The following is a 16,577-nucleotide window of genomic DNA, read 5'->3' on the forward strand; positions in this document are numbered from 1 at the left end:
ACAGTGTTAGAACACTGTTACGCACTCACGAGCCGTCGAGCGCCGCCTGCAGCATGCGGGCCGCGGCGGCGCGGGGCGCCGGGTCGACGGCGATCAGCGCGTTGACGACCGCGCCGTCGACCAGCGCCACCAGCTTCTCCAGCTCGGCCTCGCGCACCGGTGTGCCCGAGCGGGCGAAGATCTCCGTCAGCAGCTCGTTGAGCTGGACCGACAGCGTCCGCATCAACGGCCGCAGGTACGGCCGGCGGCCGGTGGCGACCAGGCGCTCGTAGCGCAGCAGCACGGCTTCGGCGTCCGCTTCCTCGTCGCCGCTCTCCGGGCCCAGCAGCATGTCGAGCACCAGCTCGACCATCGCCTGGACGCCGCGGTTGCGCGTCGCGAGCTCCTCCAGCCGGCGGCGGCCGGTCTCGAGCTCGGCGTTGCCGTGGTGCTCGACGGCCGCGGCGACCAGGTCTTCCAGCGAGTCGAAGTAGTACGTCGTGGACGCGAGCGGCAGCCCGGCCCGCTCGGCCACCGCACGGTGCCGCACGGCGTCGAACCCGCCCTCGACGAGCAGCTTCGCGGCGGCCTCGACGAGCGCGCCGCGCCGTCGTTCCCCCTTGGGCGTTGCCGCAGCGGTCATGGCCGTTCATTCTGCCAAGCGGCCCGGCGGCGCCTCAGAAGCGGGGCGCGAGTTCGCTCGCGAACCGGTCCACATCACCCGCGTACGGGGCCGCGTTCGCCGCACCCGGGACGCTGACCAGCACCAACGTGCCACCGGACGCCGTGGCCACCTGCGCTGTCACCGTGCCGGCCGGCTGGGACTTGAAGGCCACCGGAATGCCCTTCGGGTACACCGCCGCGGCGACCTCGCCGCCCGGAACCGGGAACCCCGCGGACCGCGACGCCGTCGTACAGGCGCTGCCCGGGGACGCCTGGGCGGCGGCGACGTGGCCGGGAAGCTCGCCAGCGAGGGCGATGGCGAGCTCCCCGTCCACCTCTTCGCACCCGGAGGCGCCTTCGGCCAGCTGGCCGGTCTTCCCGTCTCCGCTGCCCCCCTGCTGGGGCGGCGTGGACGAGAAGTTCGGTGACTCCCCACCGGCTTGAGGACGGGCCACGCTGGGATTCGGTTGTCCCGAACCCGGGCCCGACTGCGCCGACACGGCGTCGTCGCTCGCCGCGGTCAGCGACCCGGGGGTACCCCCGGAGAGCAGCCCGTAAGCGCCGAACCCGACGACGACCAGGGCCGCGGCGCTCACCCCGGCGGTGATCCGGTTCCGGCGCCGCACGGTCTGGCGGCGGGACTCGCGGACGACGTCACCCTGGTCGAACGAGGGCGACGGCGCGTCCCCGGGCGCGGCGGAGAACAACGACCGCAGCTCCTGCTCATCCATTGGTCTCCACCTCCCGTTCCAGTACCTGCTTCAGGTTCGCCAGCCCGCGGGCGGTCTGGCTCTTCACGTTGCCTTCGCTGCAGCCCAGCGCCTGCGCCGCGCCGGTCACGTCCAGTCCTTCGAAGAACCGCATGACCAGCACCGCCCGCTGCTTGGGCGGCACTTCCTTCAACGCCGCGAGCAGGTCCTCCCTGGTCGCGACGAGGTCGTCGAGCCCGGGTCCGTCGTCGACGCGTTCCGGCAGCACTTCGGTCTGCCACTCGCGCCGCCACGGACGCCGCGATTCGTCGATCGACGCCCGCACGAGCGTCTTGCGCACGTACGCGTCGGTCGCCGCGCGATCCCTGATCTTCTTCCACCTCCGGTGCAGCGCGACGAACGCCGTCTGCGCGAGGTCGTCCGCCCGGTGCCAGTCGCCGCAGAGCATGTACGCGGTCCGGCGCACGGCGTCCCGCCGGGCGGCGAAGTACTCCGCGAACTCCTGTTCGTCGCGCTGGTCCACGCGCTGTCGTGCTCCGCTCTGCTGTCGTCGGTGGGTAGGACGGAATCAGGGGCGTCCACGGTTGCACGGACCACCCGGGTTCGACCACTCAAGGGCTCATTGATCCCCGTCCGGCCGGTGTGATGTGATCACTCCGTGACCTTCACGCTGCCTCCGCTGGACTTCCGTTCCGACACCGTCACCCGGCCGGACGACACGATGCGGGCGGCGATGGCTTCCGCCGAGGTCGGGGACAACGTCCTCGAACGCGACCCGACCGTCGCCGAGCTCGAAGAGAAGGCCGCGCACGTCCTGGGCATGCCGGCCGCCCTGTGGGTGCCGAGCGGGACGATGGCCAACCTCGTCGCGCTGAGCCTGCACCTGCAGCGCGGCGACCGGTTCCTGGCCACGCGCGGGGCGCACGTGCTCGCCAACGAGCTGGGCTCGGCCGCGTGGCTGGCCGGCGGCATGCCGGAGGCGCTGGAGCACGACGGCGGCCCGGGCCGCCCTTCGCCGAGCACCCTCGAGGCGGCGATCGGACAACCCGGGCCGTATTTCACATTACGGACATCGCTCCTCTGCCTCGAGAACACGCACAACGCGGCCGGCGGCGCGGTGACCCCGCCCGACGAGCACGCCCAGCTGCTGGCCGTCGCGAAGGAGGCCGGGCTGACCGTGCACCTCGACGGCGCCCGGCTCTGGCAGGCCGCGGTGGCCCTGGAGGTGCCGCCGGCGGCGTTGACGGTCGGCGTCGACACCGTGTCGGCCTGCTTCAGCAAGGGCCTCGGCGCGCCGGTCGGCTCGGTCGTCGCGGGCAGCGTGGACTTCGTCGAGCGGGCCCGCCGGATGCGGCAGATGCTCGGCGGCGGCGTCCGGCAGGGCGGCGTCCTGGCCGCGGCCTGCCTGATCGCCCTGGACCGCGTCCCCGACCTGGCCGCCTCGCACGAGAACGCGCGGCGGCTGGCCGAAGGCCTGAACGAACACGGCTGGCCGACCACCACGCCGGACACGAACATCGTGCTGGCCGAGGTGCCCGACGTGCCGACGGCGCTGGCCTGGCTCGACTCGCTGGGCATCCGCACCGGGCCGATGTCGGGCAAGGTCCGGTTCGTCACGCACCGGGACCTGAGCGCGGCCGACATCGACGAAGCCTTGCGCCGGATGGAGAAGCAGTGAACTGGATCGTCTTCGACTACGGCGACGTGCTCAGCAAGCCGAGCGCGGCCCGCCCGGAGCTGGCCGCCAAGCTGGGCGCGCCGCTGCCCGAGTTCGAACGGGCCTACTGGGACCTGCGGATCCCCTACGACGCCGGCAGCACGCCGCTGGAGTACTGGCAGACGGTCGGCGACGCGCTGGGCCGGCCCGTCGACGAGGCACTGTCGGACGAGCTGACCCGGATCGACGTCGAGGGCTGGGCGCACCTGGAGCCGTCGTCGAAGGACCTGCTCGAGGCGCTGGCCGAGGCGGGCGCGTCACTGGCCCTGCTCTCGAACGCGCCGTCGGTGTTCGGCGAGTGGGTCCGCGCGCAGGACTGGGCGCGGCTCTTCAAGGTGACCCTGTTCTCGGGCGACGTCCGGTGCGTGAAACCGGACGCGAAGATCTTCGAGCTGCTGCTGGAGCAGCTCGGGGCCGAGCCGGGCGACTGCCTGTTCTTCGACGACCGTCAGTCCAATGTGGACGGCGCGCGGGCGGTCGGGCTCAAGGCCCAGCTGTGGAACGGTGCCGAGGCGGCGCGGGCGTGGCTCGAGTGAGCCGCCCGGCGCCGCTCCGGTGTCCGCTCAGTAGCGGTTGATGCGCTTGGGGTCCTTCTTGCCGCTGATGGCGCCGTAGGCGGCCGTGCCGAGGAAGATCACGCCGCCGATGATGGCGATCCACAGGACGGCCTTGAACACGAAGCCGATCACGGCGCCTAGCACCATGAACGCCACCCAGGCGACGATCAGGCCGCCGACGATCTTCCAGAACATGGCTTCCTCCGATGTGTTCCCGTGGCCCCTCCGGCCTGGTGACTCAAGCGTGCCACCTCGGCCGGGGAAACTCCCCTCGCAAGAGCAACGTTCAGGGATGAATCAGGGTTCCCCCTGGCCCAGCCAGGCCCCCAGGCGGCGGACGCCCTCGTCGATGTCGCCGGCGCTGCCGGCGAAGGAGAAGCGCACGTACTTGCCGCCGTCGACCGGGTCGAAGTCGACGCCGGGCGTGATGGCGAGCCCGGTGTCGGCCAGCAGCCGCTGACACCAGCTGAGGCTGTCGTCGGTGTGGGCGCTGACGTCGGCGTAGGCGTAGAAGGCGCCGTCGGCGGGGGCCAGCTTGTCGAGGCCGATGCCCTTCAGGCCGGCGAAGAGCCGGTCGCGGTTGGCGCGGTAGTGCTCGACGTGCGCGTCGGCCTCGGCGTACGCCTCCGGCGTGAACGCCGCGATGGCCGCGTACTGCGAGACCGCGGGCGGGCAGATGGTGAAGTTGCCGGTCAGGACGTCGACCGCGCGGTGCAGGCGCTGCGGCACGAGCATCCAGCCGAGCCGCCAGCCGGTCATCGCGAAGTACTTCGAGAAGCTGCCGAGCACCATCGGCTCACGGCCGAACTGCCATGCGCAGTCAAGCTCGGCGCCGTAGGAGACGCCGTGGTAGATCTCGTCGCTGATCAGCTGAACGCCGTGCGACGCGCACCAGCCGGTGATCGCGGCGAGCTCCCCGGGCGGCAGCACGGTGCCGGTCGGATTGCTGGGGCTCGCGACGATCAGGCCGTCGATCGGGCCCAGCTCGTCGAGCAGGGCCACGGTGGGCTGGAAGTTCGTCTCGGCGGTCGTCGCGAACTCGACGACCTCGCAGCCGAGCACGGACAGCAGGTTCCGGTAGGCCGGGTAGCCGGGTCGCGCCATCGCGACCCGCGCGCCGGGGTCGAACGCGCTGAGGAAGGCCAGCAGGAACCCGCCGGACGACCCGGTCGTCATGACGACGTCCTGCGCGCTGACGTCGAGGCCGTACTTCCGCCGGTAGTGCCCCGCGACGGCGTCCCGCAGCTCCGGGACGCCGAGCTGCTCGGTGTAGCCGAGAGTGCTGCTCCGGAGCGCCTTCTCCGCGGCTTCGAGGACGGGCTTCGGCGCGGGCACGGACGGCTGCCCGGCGGCGAGCGACACGAGATCGCCGTGACTGCGCTGCCGCGCCCCCGCCGCGGAGATGACGTCCATGACGTGGAAGGGCGGCACCGCGGCCCGCAGCGCGGGCCCGGCGAAGGCTCCGAGGTCGACCATGCCGCCAGGCTAGCTCCCGGTCACCGAAAGCCGTGAAGGCCTCCTTCCCGGCTCTTAGCGCCGGTAAGGAGGCCTTCACGGCTTTCGGCTCAGTAGCCCTGGTAGGCGCCGCCGTGCGCCATCGCCTTGATGCCGGGCACGTTGCCGAGGCCGCCGTAGCGGTCGACCGAGTACTTCACGCCGGCGATGATGTTGTCGACCGGGTTGTAGATGTTGTCGTGCCCGGGCAGCTTGTGCGCGTTGAACGTCGAGTCGATGCACTGCATGAGCCCCTTGGACGGGTGACCCGCGGCCGCGTTCGAGTTTCCGGTCAGGAAGATGTTGTCCCCTTCCTGAGCCGTCCACGTGCCCAGTTCCGTCGTCACGCACCACACGTCACCCCGGCCGGCGGCTTCCTTGCGCAGGAAGGCTCCCGTGACGATCGGGTTGTTCAGGTGGACGGAGAACTCTCGGCGCCACGTTTCCGGCTGGTTCGCCCGTTCGACCGGGAGAACGCGAGGCCGCGATCCGGACAGGTAACCGGCCAGCGCGATGGCGTCGAGAACGGCACCGGCCGCCTGGTAAACGACGACCTGAGGTCGTGAATAGCCGGGCCGCGAGTATCGGCTTCCCTCGGCGTCGATGACCGCTTCCAGCCAGGCCGCACGCTGCCCGCTGGACATCGCCAGCACCTGGGCGACCGCGTCGGACTTGGGATTTCCGGCTCGCCTCAGCAGATCCTGGGCGTAGTCGTGGTCCAGGCGGAACTGGTGCCGGGGGCCGCACCCGCCGCGGTCGTCGACGTACATCGCGTGCGGAATGCCGTCGAGAAGCCGGCGGATCTTCGCCACCATTTCGGGCTTCGACTGGGCGATGGACATGGTCGGGCGGTGCTGCCGGGTTTCGATGTGACCATCACCGGCGATCCATCCGAGAATCGCGGCTTCCGGCACGCTGATTTCCAGCGCCGACTCGGTCGCGGCCGGCGCCGTCAGCAGGATCCGGTCGCGCGAGCCGACGTCCTGGGTGGCGACGAAGCCGGGCTCGTTTTCGTACCGGTTCTCCTGCTTCGGCGAAACGAAGCCGTGCTTCTTGCGCCGATGCACCGCCACGCCGTTTTCCGGCTGGTGTGCCGCACGCGGCGTCCAGCCACATTCCGGACAAATCACCGGCAGGCCGGAGCGCCGGACACTGACCCGCGGCAGGTTGAGCCAGCGATGATTCGGTGTCGTGGTCGCACTCCACCGGGAGTTGCTCATCCGGACCAGCTGGGCGTCCTCGTGGTGGACGATCCGGGTGATCCGCGTCCACTTGCCGCGCCCGGTGGCCGGGTCGAAGCCGATTGTCTCGTCGCCGACCTCGACCGCGTCGTGCTTCAGGACGCCACGCTTGGTCAAGATCAGCGTGTCCAGTGGCACGCAGTCCCAGTTGTTGATCGCGTTCGGGTTCCCGCCGGACTCGTGCTGGATGATCGCCCAGATGTTGGGGATGTCGGCGTCGGTCACGGGGACGCCGGCGGCCTGGAGCGCCTTGATGGCCTCTTGGATCCACTGCTGGACGTTGCCCGGGGGCGGTGAAGCGGGCGGGCCGCCGCTGGGGCCGAGGCCACCGCCTCCGCCGCCACCACCACCGCCGCCGCCCCCACCGCCGCCGCCGTGGGACGCGCCGTTGCTGTGGATGCCGCCGGTGCTCTTGGGCGCCGCGGGGGTGCTGGCCGGCAGCGGCACCTGGTCGTAGCCGCCCTCGATCTGCTGGGACATCAGCTTCTGCGAAGCCTTGATCTGGGTGTCGGCCTCGGTTTGCAGGCCCGCGACGTCACCGTCGAAGCCGGCGGTGATGGTGTGGATGTCCGTCTTCGCCGTGGCCAGGATCTCCGCGGCGGTGGGGCTGGGCGGCGGCTTGTTGTGGTCCTTCTCCGCCGCCGCAGCCTGGTTGTTGGCCGCCTTGATGGCGGTCTCGGCCTGGGTGTTGCGGGTGTTGACGGCGGTCTCGGCGGAGTTCTGCTTGTCCTGGACCTTGCGCTTGATCTCGGCGAGGTTGGCCTGCAGGGTGTCGAGGTCCTTGGCGACGTCTTCGAGGTGGGTCTGCACCTTGGTGCCGGCGTCGCGGACCTGCCGGACGTACTGGAAGAACTGGTCCGCCGCCGGGCCCGCCCACACACCGCCGTTGAGTGCGTCGGTCGAATTCTTCAACGACGCGGTGTGGTCGCCGGCGTTCTTGCCGGCCTCTCGGAACTGCGTCGCCGCTGCGGTGATTTTGTTCAGATCGACCTTTTCGACCTGGTTCACCTTTTGCAGGAAGGCGTCCCAATTGTCGGGCGTCCCGGCGCCGACCCCGTTCAATGCCACTCTCGTGCCCCCTGCTCAGTTCACTTGTCGACGTGCAGCTTGAGGTCGCTCGCCCCGACCTGGTCGGTTTCGGCGATCAGGCCGGCGGCCTTGCGCATGGCGAACCCCAGCGCCTCCATGTGCTTGCCCGCGGCGTCGAACTGGCTGTGCACGCCGTCCTTGAACTTGCCGACCGAGCTGTGCGCCTCGCCGTTGGCGTCCATCCCGCCGAAGGGGCTTTCCTTCTCGTGGTCCATGCCGGTGAGCTTGCCCTTGGACTTCTCGAACTCGTCCTTCAGCTTCTCCACCTGGCCGGCCGCGATGGCCATCGAGTCGGCGTCGTAGACAGGCACGGTTCGTCATCCCCTTCGGAAAACTTGTGTCCGCCCGATCAGACGTCGTCACGACCAGGACGGTTCCCCCCATACTTTATGACGTCCCGCGCAGTGTGCGTACCGATCTCCGCCAACTTCCCCCAGCGGGGGTCAGGCCTCCGCCATCAGTTCGCGGATCCGGGTCGCCAGCAGGGCGTTGTCCGCCGGGGTGACCGTCGCCCACTCGCGGCCGTCGCGGTCCTTCGCCACCTGGAACAGGTAGCGGCCCGCGTCCGTGTCGAAGAACGCCAGGACCCGGGGCGCCCGGTGGGCCATGCCGTCGCGGCCGGTGCGTTCGGCGCCGAACTGGCCGCGGGCTTCCTGGCCCAGCAGCATTCCGGACAGCTCCTGGGCCTGGAACAGCACGACGCCTTGGTCTTCCAAGGCCGTGACCAGCGCCTTCGGATCGCCGCTCGCCGCCGCGTCCGCCGCGCGCAGCGTGTCGTACGGGATGCTGACGGTCTGGCCGATGCCCGGGCCCAGGTCGCCCGCCACCGAGACCGCCGCCTCCGGGAGGCCGTCCTCCGTCGCCGGGATCAGCCAGACCTCGTCGTTGTCGACCACGGCCAGGACCGCCTGGCTGCGGACGTTGACCGCGCGGCCGCGGATCTCGCGCTCGGCCCACACCCACACGTCGATGCCGAACTGCGGGCGGGCCAGCAGGTGCAGCATGTCGGCCACCTCGCCGGACACCCGGCGGTTGCGGGCCAGGCGCCGCTCGGCCAGCGACGCCCACGCCGCCGCCACGACGTCCGCGCGGTCCGTGCGGGTGGTGCCCCCGCTCGGCACGTCCAGCGCGACGTGCCGGCGGGGCAGTCCGAGCGACTCCCAGAGGACGTCGAACTCGGACGCGGACAGCACGAGGCTGCCGTGGTCACGCGTCACGGTCAGTGCCCGTCCCCGCCGTGGTCACCGATCACGTCGGGCGAAACCATGCGCTGGTCGGCGAACAGGTCCTTGTCGTCGACGCCGAAGCGGCGGACGTGCTCGGCGTCCTCCTCCTGCGGCGCGGCCTGCGACAGGAACCGCGGGTCCTCGCCCTTCTGCTTCGCGCCGATCTGCTCCGACTTCCGCAGCGCGGCGGCCTCCTCCTCGGGCAGCTCGCCGACCGGCAGCGGCCGCACCGGGCCCTTCGGCTGGTTCTGGCCGCGCTTCTCGCGGTCCTTGTCGCCCGCGAGCGCGCCACCGGCCGCACCCGCGCCGACCGCCGCCGCACCCGCACCCAGCTCGCCCGGGGTCGCGCCCGGCTTCGCCGCGAACCCGCGTTCGGCCGTGAACTGGCCGGGCGCGATCGGGGCCTGCGGGGCGGCGCCGACCGTGCGGCCCTTCGCCAGCAGGCCGTCCGCGCCGCGGTTCGCGCCGCTGGCCGAGCCTTCGAGCCCCGTCACGCCACTGCCGGAAGCGCCGCCACCGCCGAGTGACTTGATCGGCGACGTCTGCGTCGAGCCGGTCGCGGGCCCGCCCGGCAGCTGGCCGGGGCCAGAGCCGGGACCGGACGAACCGGGCGCGCCCGGCGGGACGAAGGTGTTCGGGTCGCCGCCACCGGGCTGGCCGGGGTTGAACCCGCCGGGCCGGCCGGGCTCGCCGGACGTGCCGCGGCCCGGAGCGTTGACCCAGCCGGGGCCGGGTGACGTCGGTGGCTTCGCGGCCGACGGTGCCGTCGCGGAGCTGGGCGTCGTGCCCTGGCTCGCCGGGACGGTCACGCCGGTGTGCCGCGGCGGCGGCGCCACCGGCCGCGACGGCTGCTGCTGCACCGGGGTGCCGTAGACCGGGGTCGGCGGGTCGGCGTGGACCGTGTGCGACACCGGCTGCACCACCGGCGGGTCGACGTGGACCGAGCGGACCTTGTCCGACGCCGGCCGCACGCTGCCGTCCGGGGTGACCGCGACGGCCGCGCCGGCGACGTCCAGCACGCCGGGCGTGACGCCGGGAGCGGCCAGCTTCAGCGACTCCGGGTCCGACAGCGACTGCGTCGAGAGCAGGTTGGTGCCGCTGTCCTGCGCGTACTCGTTCAGCGCCTGCGTCGCCTGCGCCTTGGCGTTGTTCGCGGCCTCGACCTGCCGGGCGTGGTCGGTCTCGAAGCCGATCAGGCTCAGCAGCAGGCCGTCGCCCAGGGTGTAACCGCCCGCGCCCTTCCGGACGGTCTCGGCGTCCGGGAGCTTGTACTTGGTGCGGTTGAACGCCTCACCCTGCTCGAACACCATCTCCGCGGCGTGCGCGACCTTCGTGGTGGCGTCCTGGGAAAACCCGGCCTGCTCGGTGAGCACCTGGCTCGCCGCGCCGCCGGCCTGGCTCTGCCACTCGACGCCGAGCTTGAGCAGCTGGGCGCGCAGCGTCTGGTCGGTGTGGGCGAGCGCGGTCGCGACGGCCTTCAGCGCGTCGACGGCGGTCCCGATGCTGCCGGTGCCGTCGCCGGTGATCATCCGCGTGATCTGGTCGGCGATCGCGGTGTTGGTCCAGCCGTCGAACCGGTGATTCCGGATCCCGGCCGCGAGCTCGGAGAATTCCACGCGCCCTCCCTAGTTGCGTGACTTCAAGGACTGCAGCGCCAGGTCGGCGGCGTGCGCCGACATGTCGCACAGCTGCGGCTGCGTGAGCTGGCCGCGGGTGACGGCGAAGGTCTGGACGGCCAGCGTCTGGCCCCTCGCCACGCCGACGAGCGTTTCGCAGTCGGCCGGTTCGCCGGCCGCGCGGTAGTTCGTCAGCGCCGGATAACCGCCGATGTTCTTCGGTTCGGTGGTCATGCTGTTCTTCTTGCGGGCGCCGGTGATCCACTGGTCGAGGTCGGACGACACCGCCCGCACGTGGTAGGAGTGCACCGGCTCGGCGCCGTCCGCGTCGAACACGCAGGTCGGCCCGTCCTGCTCCGGCGCCTCCCGGGGCGCACTGGTGATCTTCAGCGCGTCGAGCTGCACCTGCGGGAAGACGTCGCACAGGTCGACACCCTGCAGCGTCAGCTCGGCCGGCCGTTGCGGCAGCTGAGCCGCCTTGGCGCTCTGCGACGCCGCGGTCGCGGCCGTCTCGACCGGGTAGGGGGTGCCTTCGGTGCCCGCCGAGCAGCCGGCGAGCGCCGCTGTCGCGAGCACACCACCGGTGATCCGCAAGGTCCGGTTACGCACCGTGCTTGCCGCGGTCACCGAACACCGCCGCCTTCTCGTCTTCGCTGACTTGGTAATCCTTCGCCGCGTCTCGCAGCTGCGAAACCAGGCGCTTGAGACCCGCGACGTACTCGCGGACCTGGCCCGCGTAGGAGCGGTCGCCGTCGGCGATCACGGAGTTCCAGGCCGCCATCGACTGGGTGCTGATCACGTCGGCGGACGGCGCGTCGATCCGCAGCTCGCCGAGCCGCGTGAGCAGCTGGTCTTCGAGCGCGTTGGCCTGCTCTTCGACGATCCGGGCGACGTCGAGGACCTTGTCCGGGTGGACCAGGACGTCCGCGGCGGCCGGCGCCACCGGGACGGCCGTGCTGAGGTCGTACGAGGGTCCTGACATGCTCTCCCCTGACGTGATACCGACAGTGACCGGTCGATTCCCGTTGAGGCTACCAACCACGACGTAGCCGGAGCCTGAGATTCGACGAAGTTCGTCGCCCGCCGGTTCCCCTTGTCCGTCAGATCAGGCGTTCTGCTGCGCCACCGGGGCGCCGACCTCGCCGTTCGCCGCCTTGAGCGCGATGTCCGTGCGGTGGTGCGAGCCCGCGAGGTGCACTTTTTCCACCGTTTCGTACGCGTGCTTGCGCGCCGACTTGAGCGTCTTGCCGGTGGCGACGACCGACAGCACGCGGCCGCCGGTGGACACGACCGCGCCGTCGTCACGCCGCCGGGTGCCGGCGTGCAGGACGCCGTCGATCTCGCCGCCGGTGATGACGTCGCCGGTGCGCGGCTTGCCCGGGTAGCCGTCGGCCGCGATCACGACGGTGACCGCGGCGCCGCCGGCCCACTCCAGTGGCGGGTGCTCGGCGAGCTTGCCGGTGGCGGTGGCCTGCATCAGCCCGGCGATCGGCGTGCGCAGCAGGGCCAGCACGACCTGGGTCTCCGGGTCGCCGAAGCGACAGTTGAACTCGATGACCTGCGGGCCATCGGACGTCAGCGCGAGCCCGGCGTAGAGCAGGCCGGAGAACGAGGCGCCGCGCGCGACCAGCTCGTCGGCGACCGGCTGGACGACCCGCTCGACCAGGTCGTCGACCAGGTTCTCGGGCGCCCAGGGCAGCGGGGCGTAGGCGCCCATGCCGCCGGTGTTCGGGCCGGCGTCGTCGTCGCCGACGCGCTTGAAGTCCTGCGCGGGCAGCAGCGGCACGACGGTGTGGCCGTCGACGAAGCAGAAGAGCGAGGCCTCCGGACCGTCCAAAAAGGACTCCAGGAGGACCGGGTGGCCGCCGTCGAGCAGCATGATGGCGTGCTTGCGCGCGACGTCGTAGTCGGTCGTGACGACGACGCCCTTGCCCGCGGCGAGGCCGTCGTCCTTGACCACCCAGGTCGGGCCGAAGCGGGCGAGCGCGGCGTCGAGGCGGGCCGGGTTGTCGACCACCTCGCTGCGCGCGGTCGGCACGTTCGCCGCGGCCATGACGTCCTTGGCGAACGCCTTCGAACCTTCGATGCGGGCCGCCGAGGCCGACGGGCCGAAGCAGGCGATACCGGCCTTGCGGACGGCGTCGGCGACGCCGGCGACGAGCGGGACCTCGGGCCCGATCACCACCAGATCGGCCTGCCAGCTCTTCGCGAGGGCCGCGACCGCCTCCGGGTCCGCCGCTTCGACGCCGAGCTGCTCGGCCATCGCGGCCGTCCCGGCATTGCCGGGCGCGCAGGCCAGGGCGGTGACCGTGGGGTCGCCGGACGCCGCGAGGACGAGAGCGTGCTCACGGGCGCCGGAGCCGATTACCAGTACGCGCACGCCGCACAGCGTATCCGGACGGCTTCGCGGCGGACATTTCGCCGTCCCCGGGACGGGTGTCCACGTGCCGTTTACCGCCGCTTTCGCCCGGATACGCACTTCGGATGCTTGCGACAGTGAGGGTTGCGCGAGTAGTCAGGGCACACCCTGTGAAAGAAGGTCACCAGATGAAGCGCAAACGTGTCGGCGTCCTGGCACTCGCCGGACTGGCGTTGCTGAGCGTCACCGGGTTCGCGATCGGGTCGGCGAACGCGGCCGAGACCGGGTCCGCCGATGCGGCCGCGCACGGGCGGGGTCACGATGACCCCGTGATCATCGGACACCGCGGCGCGCCCGGGTACCGGCCGGAGCACACGCTCGCCTCGTACGAGCTCGCCTACCGCCTGGGCGTGGACTGGGTCGACGTCGACCTCGTGCCCACGAAGGACGGCCAGCTGGTCGCCCGGCACGAGCCGGAGATCGGCGGCACCACCGACGTCGCGCAGCACCCGGAGTTCGCGTCCCGCAAGAAGACCCTGGTGATCGACGGCGTCTCGACGACCGGCTGGTTCACCCAGGACTTCACGCTGGCCGAGCTGAAGACGCTGCGCGCGGTCGAGCGGATCCCGGCGAACCGGCCGCACAACACGCTGTACAACAGGCGCTACCAGATCGCCTCCTTCCAGGAGGTGCTCGACCTGACCAAGCGGCTCGGCAGGGAACTGCACCGGACACTGGGCACCTACCCCGAGGTCAAGCACTCGACGTTCTTCCAGTCGATCGGGAACCCGGTCGAGCCGAAGCTGGTGACGGCGCTCAAGCGCAACGGCCTCGACCGGCCGGACGCGCCGGCGATCATCCAGTCGTTCGAGGTGTCGAACCTGATCGCGCTGCACAAGCAGGTCCGGACGCCGCTGCTGCAGCTGACGTCGGCGACCGGCGCCCCGGCCGACTTCGTCGCGAAGGGCGACAAGCGGACGTACGCGGACCTCGTGACGGCGTCCGGGCTGAAGGACGTCGCGAAGTACGCGAAGTACCTCGGGCCGGACAAGAGCCAGATCATCCCGCTGGACGCCGCCGGGAACCTGACGAAGCCGACCGCGATCGTCGCGGACGCGCACAAGGCGGGCCTGAAGGTGCAGCCGTACACGTTCCGGAACGAGAACCCGTTCCTGCCGGCCAACCTGCGCTCCTCGGCCGAGCCGGACGCCTACGGTGACGTCTTCACCGAGGAGGCGGCCTTCCTCAAGGCGGGCGTCGACGGCTTCTTCGCCGACCAGGGCGACACCGCCCTCGAGTCGCTGCACGCGTTCCTGGGTCACTAAACGCTTTGCCGTGAGGGGCACCTTCAGGGACGCTTCGTCCATGAAGGTGCCCCTCACGGCGTTCTCCGGCGTGGTGCTGGTCAGCCGCGGTGACGAGACGCTGCTCGCCGAGGCGGCCGGGTACGCGCACCGCGGCTACGGCGTCGAGAACACCGTCGACACCCGGTTCGCGATCGCCAGCGGCACCAAGGGGTTCACCGCACTGGTCGTCGTCGGGCTGATCGCCGAAGGACGGCTTTCGCTGGAGACGACGGCCCGCTCGGTGCTGGGCGGCGACCTGCCGTTGATCGACGACGCCGTGACGATCGAGCACTTGCTGACCCACACCTCCGGCATCGGCGACTACTGCGACGAAGAGGCGGACCCGCCGCCGACGCCGTCCCTCGCCACGTCCGCCGACTACCTCGCCGCCCTCGACGGCTTTCCGCAGAGGTCCGCGCCCGGCACGGAGTTCCGCTACAACAACGGCGCGTTCGCCGTCCTCGGCCTGCTCGCCGAACGGGTCGCGGGCCGGCCGTTCCACGACCTCGTGCACGAGCGCGTCTGCGAGCCCGCCGGAATGGCGGACACGGCGTTCCTCCGGTCGGACGCGCTGCCCGGCCGGACCGCCACCGGCTACCTGGAAGACGGCCGCACCAACGTGTTCAGCCTGCCGGTGCGCGGGCACGGCGACGGCGGGAGCTACAGCACCGCGCCGGACTTCCGGAGGTTCTGGCCCGCGTTCCTCGACGGCCGGATCGTGCCCCGCGAGTGGGTGGCCCGGATGTTGCGCCCGCACGCCCCGGGCTACGGGCTCGGCTTCTGGCTGCCGTGGCCCGGCGCCGTGCGGCTCGAAGGCGGCGACCACGGCGTCTCGTTCCGGAGCACGCATTCCGGCGGCGTCACCGCGACGCTCGTCTCGAACGACCACCGCGGCGGCGGACCGCTGCTCAAGCAGCTGGACGAGTTCTTGACGAAGCCTTGACACCCCTCGGGCACCAGGGCTAACTTCGGCGAATTCAATGGTCTGGCCGCATACCTTTCAAGGGGTGCCCGATGGATGTCTCCGACCAGCAGACCACTCCCGACCATGACCCCGCCCAAGACGACGACTCCGCACGCTTGCACCAGCTCGGCTACGCGCAGGAGCTCAAGCGGACGATGTCGGGGTTCTCGAACTTCGCCGTCTCGTTCACCATCATCTCCATCCTGTCCGGCTGCCTGACGCTCTACGGGTTCGGCATGAAGACCGGCGGGCCGGCCGCGATGATCTGGGGCTGGCCACTCGTCGGGATCTTCGTCGTCCTGGTCGGCCTGGGCATGGCCGAGGTCTGCTCCAGCTACCCGACCGCGGGCGGGCTGTACTACTGGGCGGCGCGGCTGGCGCGGAAGAACGGCCCCGCGTGGTCGTGGTTCACCGGCTGGTTCAACCTCGTCGGGCAGATCGCCGTCACCGCGGGCATCGACTTCGGCGCGGCGCTGTTCCTCAACGCGTTCCTCGACCTGCAGTGGGGCTTCTCGGCGACGCCGGGGCACACGATCCTGCTGCTCGCGATCATCCTCGTGGTGCACGGCCTGCTGAACACCTTCGGCGTCCGGATCGTGGCGATCCTCAACAACGTCAGCGTGTGGTGGCACCTCATCGGCGTGCTGGTGATCGTCGGCGTGCTGATCTTCGTGCCGGCCAAGCACCAGGACGCGTCGTTCGTCTTCGGCAGCTTCGTGAACCAGACGGGCTGGGGCTCGGCGTTCTACGTCTTCGCGCTCGGATTGCTGGTCGCGCAGTACACGCTGACCGGCTACGACGCGTCGGCGCACATGACCGAGGAGACGAAGAGCGCGGCGACGGCCGGGCCGCGCGGCATCGTGATGTCGATCGTCGTCTCGCTCGTCGCGGGCTGGATCCTGCTGATCGGCCTCACGTTCGCGATCCAGGACTACGCCGGCGAGGTCGGCTCGACCACCGGCGTCCCGCCCGCGCAGATCTTCATCGACGCGACCGGCGCGGTCACCGGCAAGTTCCTGCTGCTGATCTGCATCGGCGCGCAGCTGTTCTGCGGCATGGCGTCGGTGACGGCGAACTCGCGGATGATCTACGCGTTCGCCCGCGACGGCGCGATCCCCGGGTCGAAGTTCTGGCACAAGATCAACAAGCGCACGCAGACGCCGACCAACGCCGTCTGGCTCGGCGCGGGCGGCGCGCTGGTGCTGGCGCTGCCGTACCTGTGGAGCGCGACGGCCTACGCGGCGGTGACCTCGATCGCCGTGGTGGGGCTGTACGTGGCGTACGTGATCCCGGTGTTCCTGCGCGTCCGCCAGGGTGACGACTTCGAGCGCGGCCCGTGGCACCTCGGCCGCTGGGGCAAGCCTGTCGGCATCGTCGCGACAGTGTGGGTGGTGTTGATCTTCATCCTGTTCATGCTGCCGCAGGTTTCCCCGGTGACGGTGGACTCGTTCAACTACACACCGGTCGCGTTCCTCGTGGTGCTCGGCGGCGCGGGACTGTGGTGGGTGCTCTCGGCGCGGAAGTGGTTCAAGGGCCCCAAGGTCCAGGGCTCCGAAGCCGAACTCGCCGCCGTGGAACAAGAACTCAAGGAACTCGGCTGAAAGTCCGTGAATGGC

Annotated in this window: 16 protein-coding genes and 2 pseudogenes; 5 read left to right on the forward strand and 13 right to left on the reverse strand. The window is 71.1% G+C overall.

Annotated features, from left to right (window positions below; genetic code table 11):
• Positions 1-25 precede the first annotated feature (25 nt).
• From ACLJQZ_RS45250 to ACLJQZ_RS45260, 3 genes are read right to left on the reverse strand one after another with little or no spacing between them, the layout of a single operon-like run.
• Positions 26-622, reverse strand: a complete 597-nt coding sequence (locus ACLJQZ_RS45250) for a TetR/AcrR family transcriptional regulator (RefSeq protein ID WP_410627573.1) — start codon at positions 620-622, stop codon at positions 26-28.
• Between the two features lie 34 nt (positions 623-656).
• Positions 657-1,373, reverse strand: a complete 717-nt coding sequence (locus ACLJQZ_RS45255) for a hypothetical protein (protein ID WP_410627575.1) — start codon at positions 1,371-1,373, stop codon at positions 657-659.
• Complete coding sequence (locus tag ACLJQZ_RS45260) at positions 1,366-1,875, reverse strand: SigE family RNA polymerase sigma factor (RefSeq protein WP_410627576.1); 510 nt, start codon at positions 1,873-1,875, stop codon at positions 1,366-1,368. The genes ACLJQZ_RS45255 and ACLJQZ_RS45260 overlap by 8 nt, the downstream gene beginning before the upstream one ends.
• A gap of 135 nt (positions 1,876-2,010) precedes the next feature.
• On the opposite strand from ACLJQZ_RS45260, the gene ACLJQZ_RS45265 reads away from it, so the two are divergent.
• Positions 2,011-3,030 carry a threonine aldolase family protein gene (locus tag ACLJQZ_RS45265; protein ID WP_410627578.1) on the forward strand — a complete coding sequence of 340 codons (1,020 nt, stop codon included), beginning with the start codon at positions 2,011-2,013 and terminating at the stop codon, positions 3,028-3,030.
• Positions 3,027-3,605, forward strand: coding sequence for an HAD family hydrolase (locus ACLJQZ_RS45270; protein ID WP_410627579.1), 579 nt, complete (start codon positions 3,027-3,029; stop codon positions 3,603-3,605). Before ACLJQZ_RS45265 ends, ACLJQZ_RS45270 begins: the two co-directional genes overlap by 4 nt.
• Before the next feature lie 27 nt (positions 3,606-3,632).
• Here ACLJQZ_RS45270 and ACLJQZ_RS45275 read toward each other — a convergent pair whose 3' ends face one another.
• From ACLJQZ_RS45275 to purD, 10 genes and pseudogenes are all read right to left on the reverse strand, one after another.
• A complete protein-coding gene (locus ACLJQZ_RS45275; RefSeq protein ID WP_247059237.1) occupies positions 3,633-3,821 on the reverse strand; it encodes a hypothetical protein in 189 nt (62 codons plus the stop codon).
• A gap of 102 nt (positions 3,822-3,923) precedes the next feature.
• Positions 3,924-5,102 carry a pyridoxal phosphate-dependent aminotransferase gene (locus tag ACLJQZ_RS45280; protein ID WP_410627580.1) on the reverse strand — a complete coding sequence of 393 codons (1,179 nt, stop codon included), beginning with the start codon at positions 5,100-5,102 and terminating at the stop codon, positions 3,924-3,926.
• A gap of 89 nt (positions 5,103-5,191) precedes the next feature.
• Positions 5,192-5,407: pseudogene (locus tag ACLJQZ_RS45285) on the reverse strand (transglycosylase SLT domain-containing protein); the annotation flags it as partial.
• A 1,095-nt stretch (positions 5,408-6,502) separates the two neighbouring features.
• Positions 6,503-7,429 (reverse strand): annotated as a pseudogene (locus tag ACLJQZ_RS45290) (WXG100 family type VII secretion target); the annotation flags it as partial.
• A gap of 20 nt (positions 7,430-7,449) precedes the next feature.
• Entirely contained in the window at positions 7,450-7,761 is a 312-nt protein-coding gene (locus ACLJQZ_RS45295) for a hypothetical protein (protein ID WP_326945191.1), read from the reverse strand.
• A 132-nt stretch (positions 7,762-7,893) separates the two neighbouring features.
• Positions 7,894-8,667 carry an ESX secretion-associated protein EspG gene (locus ACLJQZ_RS45300; protein WP_410627582.1) on the reverse strand — a complete coding sequence of 258 codons (774 nt, stop codon included), beginning with the start codon at positions 8,665-8,667 and terminating at the stop codon, positions 7,894-7,896.
• A 2-nt stretch (positions 8,668-8,669) separates the two neighbouring features.
• On the reverse strand, positions 8,670-10,292 hold the full coding sequence (locus tag ACLJQZ_RS45305; protein ID WP_410627584.1) for a hypothetical protein: 1,623 nt from the start codon (positions 10,290-10,292) through the stop codon (positions 8,670-8,672).
• Positions 10,293-10,301: 9 nt separating this feature from the next.
• Positions 10,302-10,868, reverse strand: a complete 567-nt coding sequence (locus ACLJQZ_RS45310; RefSeq protein ID WP_326959998.1) for a DUF3558 domain-containing protein — start codon at positions 10,866-10,868, stop codon at positions 10,302-10,304.
• 25 nt (positions 10,869-10,893) lie between these two features.
• Positions 10,894-11,274: a hypothetical protein gene (locus tag ACLJQZ_RS45315; protein ID WP_247059243.1), complete on the reverse strand. Its 381-nt coding sequence runs from the start codon at positions 11,272-11,274 to the stop codon at positions 10,894-10,896.
• A 123-nt stretch (positions 11,275-11,397) separates the two neighbouring features.
• On the reverse strand, positions 11,398-12,672 hold the full coding sequence (purD, locus tag ACLJQZ_RS45320; RefSeq protein WP_410627586.1) for a phosphoribosylamine--glycine ligase: 1,275 nt from the start codon (positions 12,670-12,672) through the stop codon (positions 11,398-11,400).
• A 167-nt stretch (positions 12,673-12,839) separates the two neighbouring features.
• Here purD and ACLJQZ_RS45325 point away from each other — a divergent pair, with 167 nt between their 5' ends.
• The 3 genes from ACLJQZ_RS45325 (at position 12,840) to ACLJQZ_RS45335 (ending at position 16,562) form a co-directional block, all read left to right on the forward strand.
• Positions 12,840-13,976, forward strand: a complete 1,137-nt coding sequence (locus tag ACLJQZ_RS45325) for a glycerophosphodiester phosphodiesterase (protein WP_410627587.1) — start codon at positions 12,840-12,842, stop codon at positions 13,974-13,976.
• Between the two features lie 40 nt (positions 13,977-14,016).
• On the forward strand, positions 14,017-14,940 hold the full coding sequence (locus ACLJQZ_RS45330; protein WP_410627588.1) for a serine hydrolase domain-containing protein: 924 nt from the start codon (positions 14,017-14,019) through the stop codon (positions 14,938-14,940).
• A 71-nt stretch (positions 14,941-15,011) separates the two neighbouring features.
• Positions 15,012-16,562 carry an amino acid permease gene (locus ACLJQZ_RS45335; protein ID WP_410627590.1) on the forward strand — a complete coding sequence of 517 codons (1,551 nt, stop codon included), beginning with the start codon at positions 15,012-15,014 and terminating at the stop codon, positions 16,560-16,562.
• The last annotated feature ends 15 nt before the right edge of the window (positions 16,563-16,577 follow it).

The sequence above is a fragment of the Amycolatopsis sp. cmx-8-4 genome (assembly GCF_046548675.1).
Taxonomy (GTDB): domain Bacteria; phylum Actinomycetota; class Actinomycetes; order Mycobacteriales; family Pseudonocardiaceae; genus Amycolatopsis.

Bases quoted from the DNA above. Each gene is read 5' to 3' on its own strand.
- ACLJQZ_RS45280 (WP_410627580.1), bottom strand. From the start codon at position 5,102: ATGGTCGACCTCGGAGCCTTCGCCGGGCCCGCGCTGCGGGCCGCGGTG.
- ACLJQZ_RS45315 (WP_247059243.1), bottom strand. From the start codon at position 11,274: ATGTCAGGACCCTCGTACGACCTCAGCACGGCCGTCCCGGTGGCGCCG.
- ACLJQZ_RS45275 (WP_247059237.1), bottom strand. From the start codon at position 3,821: ATGTTCTGGAAGATCGTCGGCGGCCTGATCGTCGCCTGGGTGGCGTTC.
- ACLJQZ_RS45255 (WP_410627575.1), bottom strand. From the start codon at position 1,373: ATGGATGAGCAGGAGCTGCGGTCGTTGTTCTCCGCCGCGCCCGGGGAC.
- ACLJQZ_RS45325 (WP_410627587.1), top strand. From the start codon at position 12,840: ATGAAGCGCAAACGTGTCGGCGTCCTGGCACTCGCCGGACTGGCGTTG.
- ACLJQZ_RS45335 (WP_410627590.1), top strand. From the start codon at position 15,012: ATGGATGTCTCCGACCAGCAGACCACTCCCGACCATGACCCCGCCCAA.
- ACLJQZ_RS45250 (WP_410627573.1), bottom strand. From the start codon at position 622: ATGACCGCTGCGGCAACGCCCAAGGGGGAACGACGGCGCGGCGCGCTC.
- ACLJQZ_RS45330 (WP_410627588.1), top strand. From the start codon at position 14,017: ATGAAGGTGCCCCTCACGGCGTTCTCCGGCGTGGTGCTGGTCAGCCGC.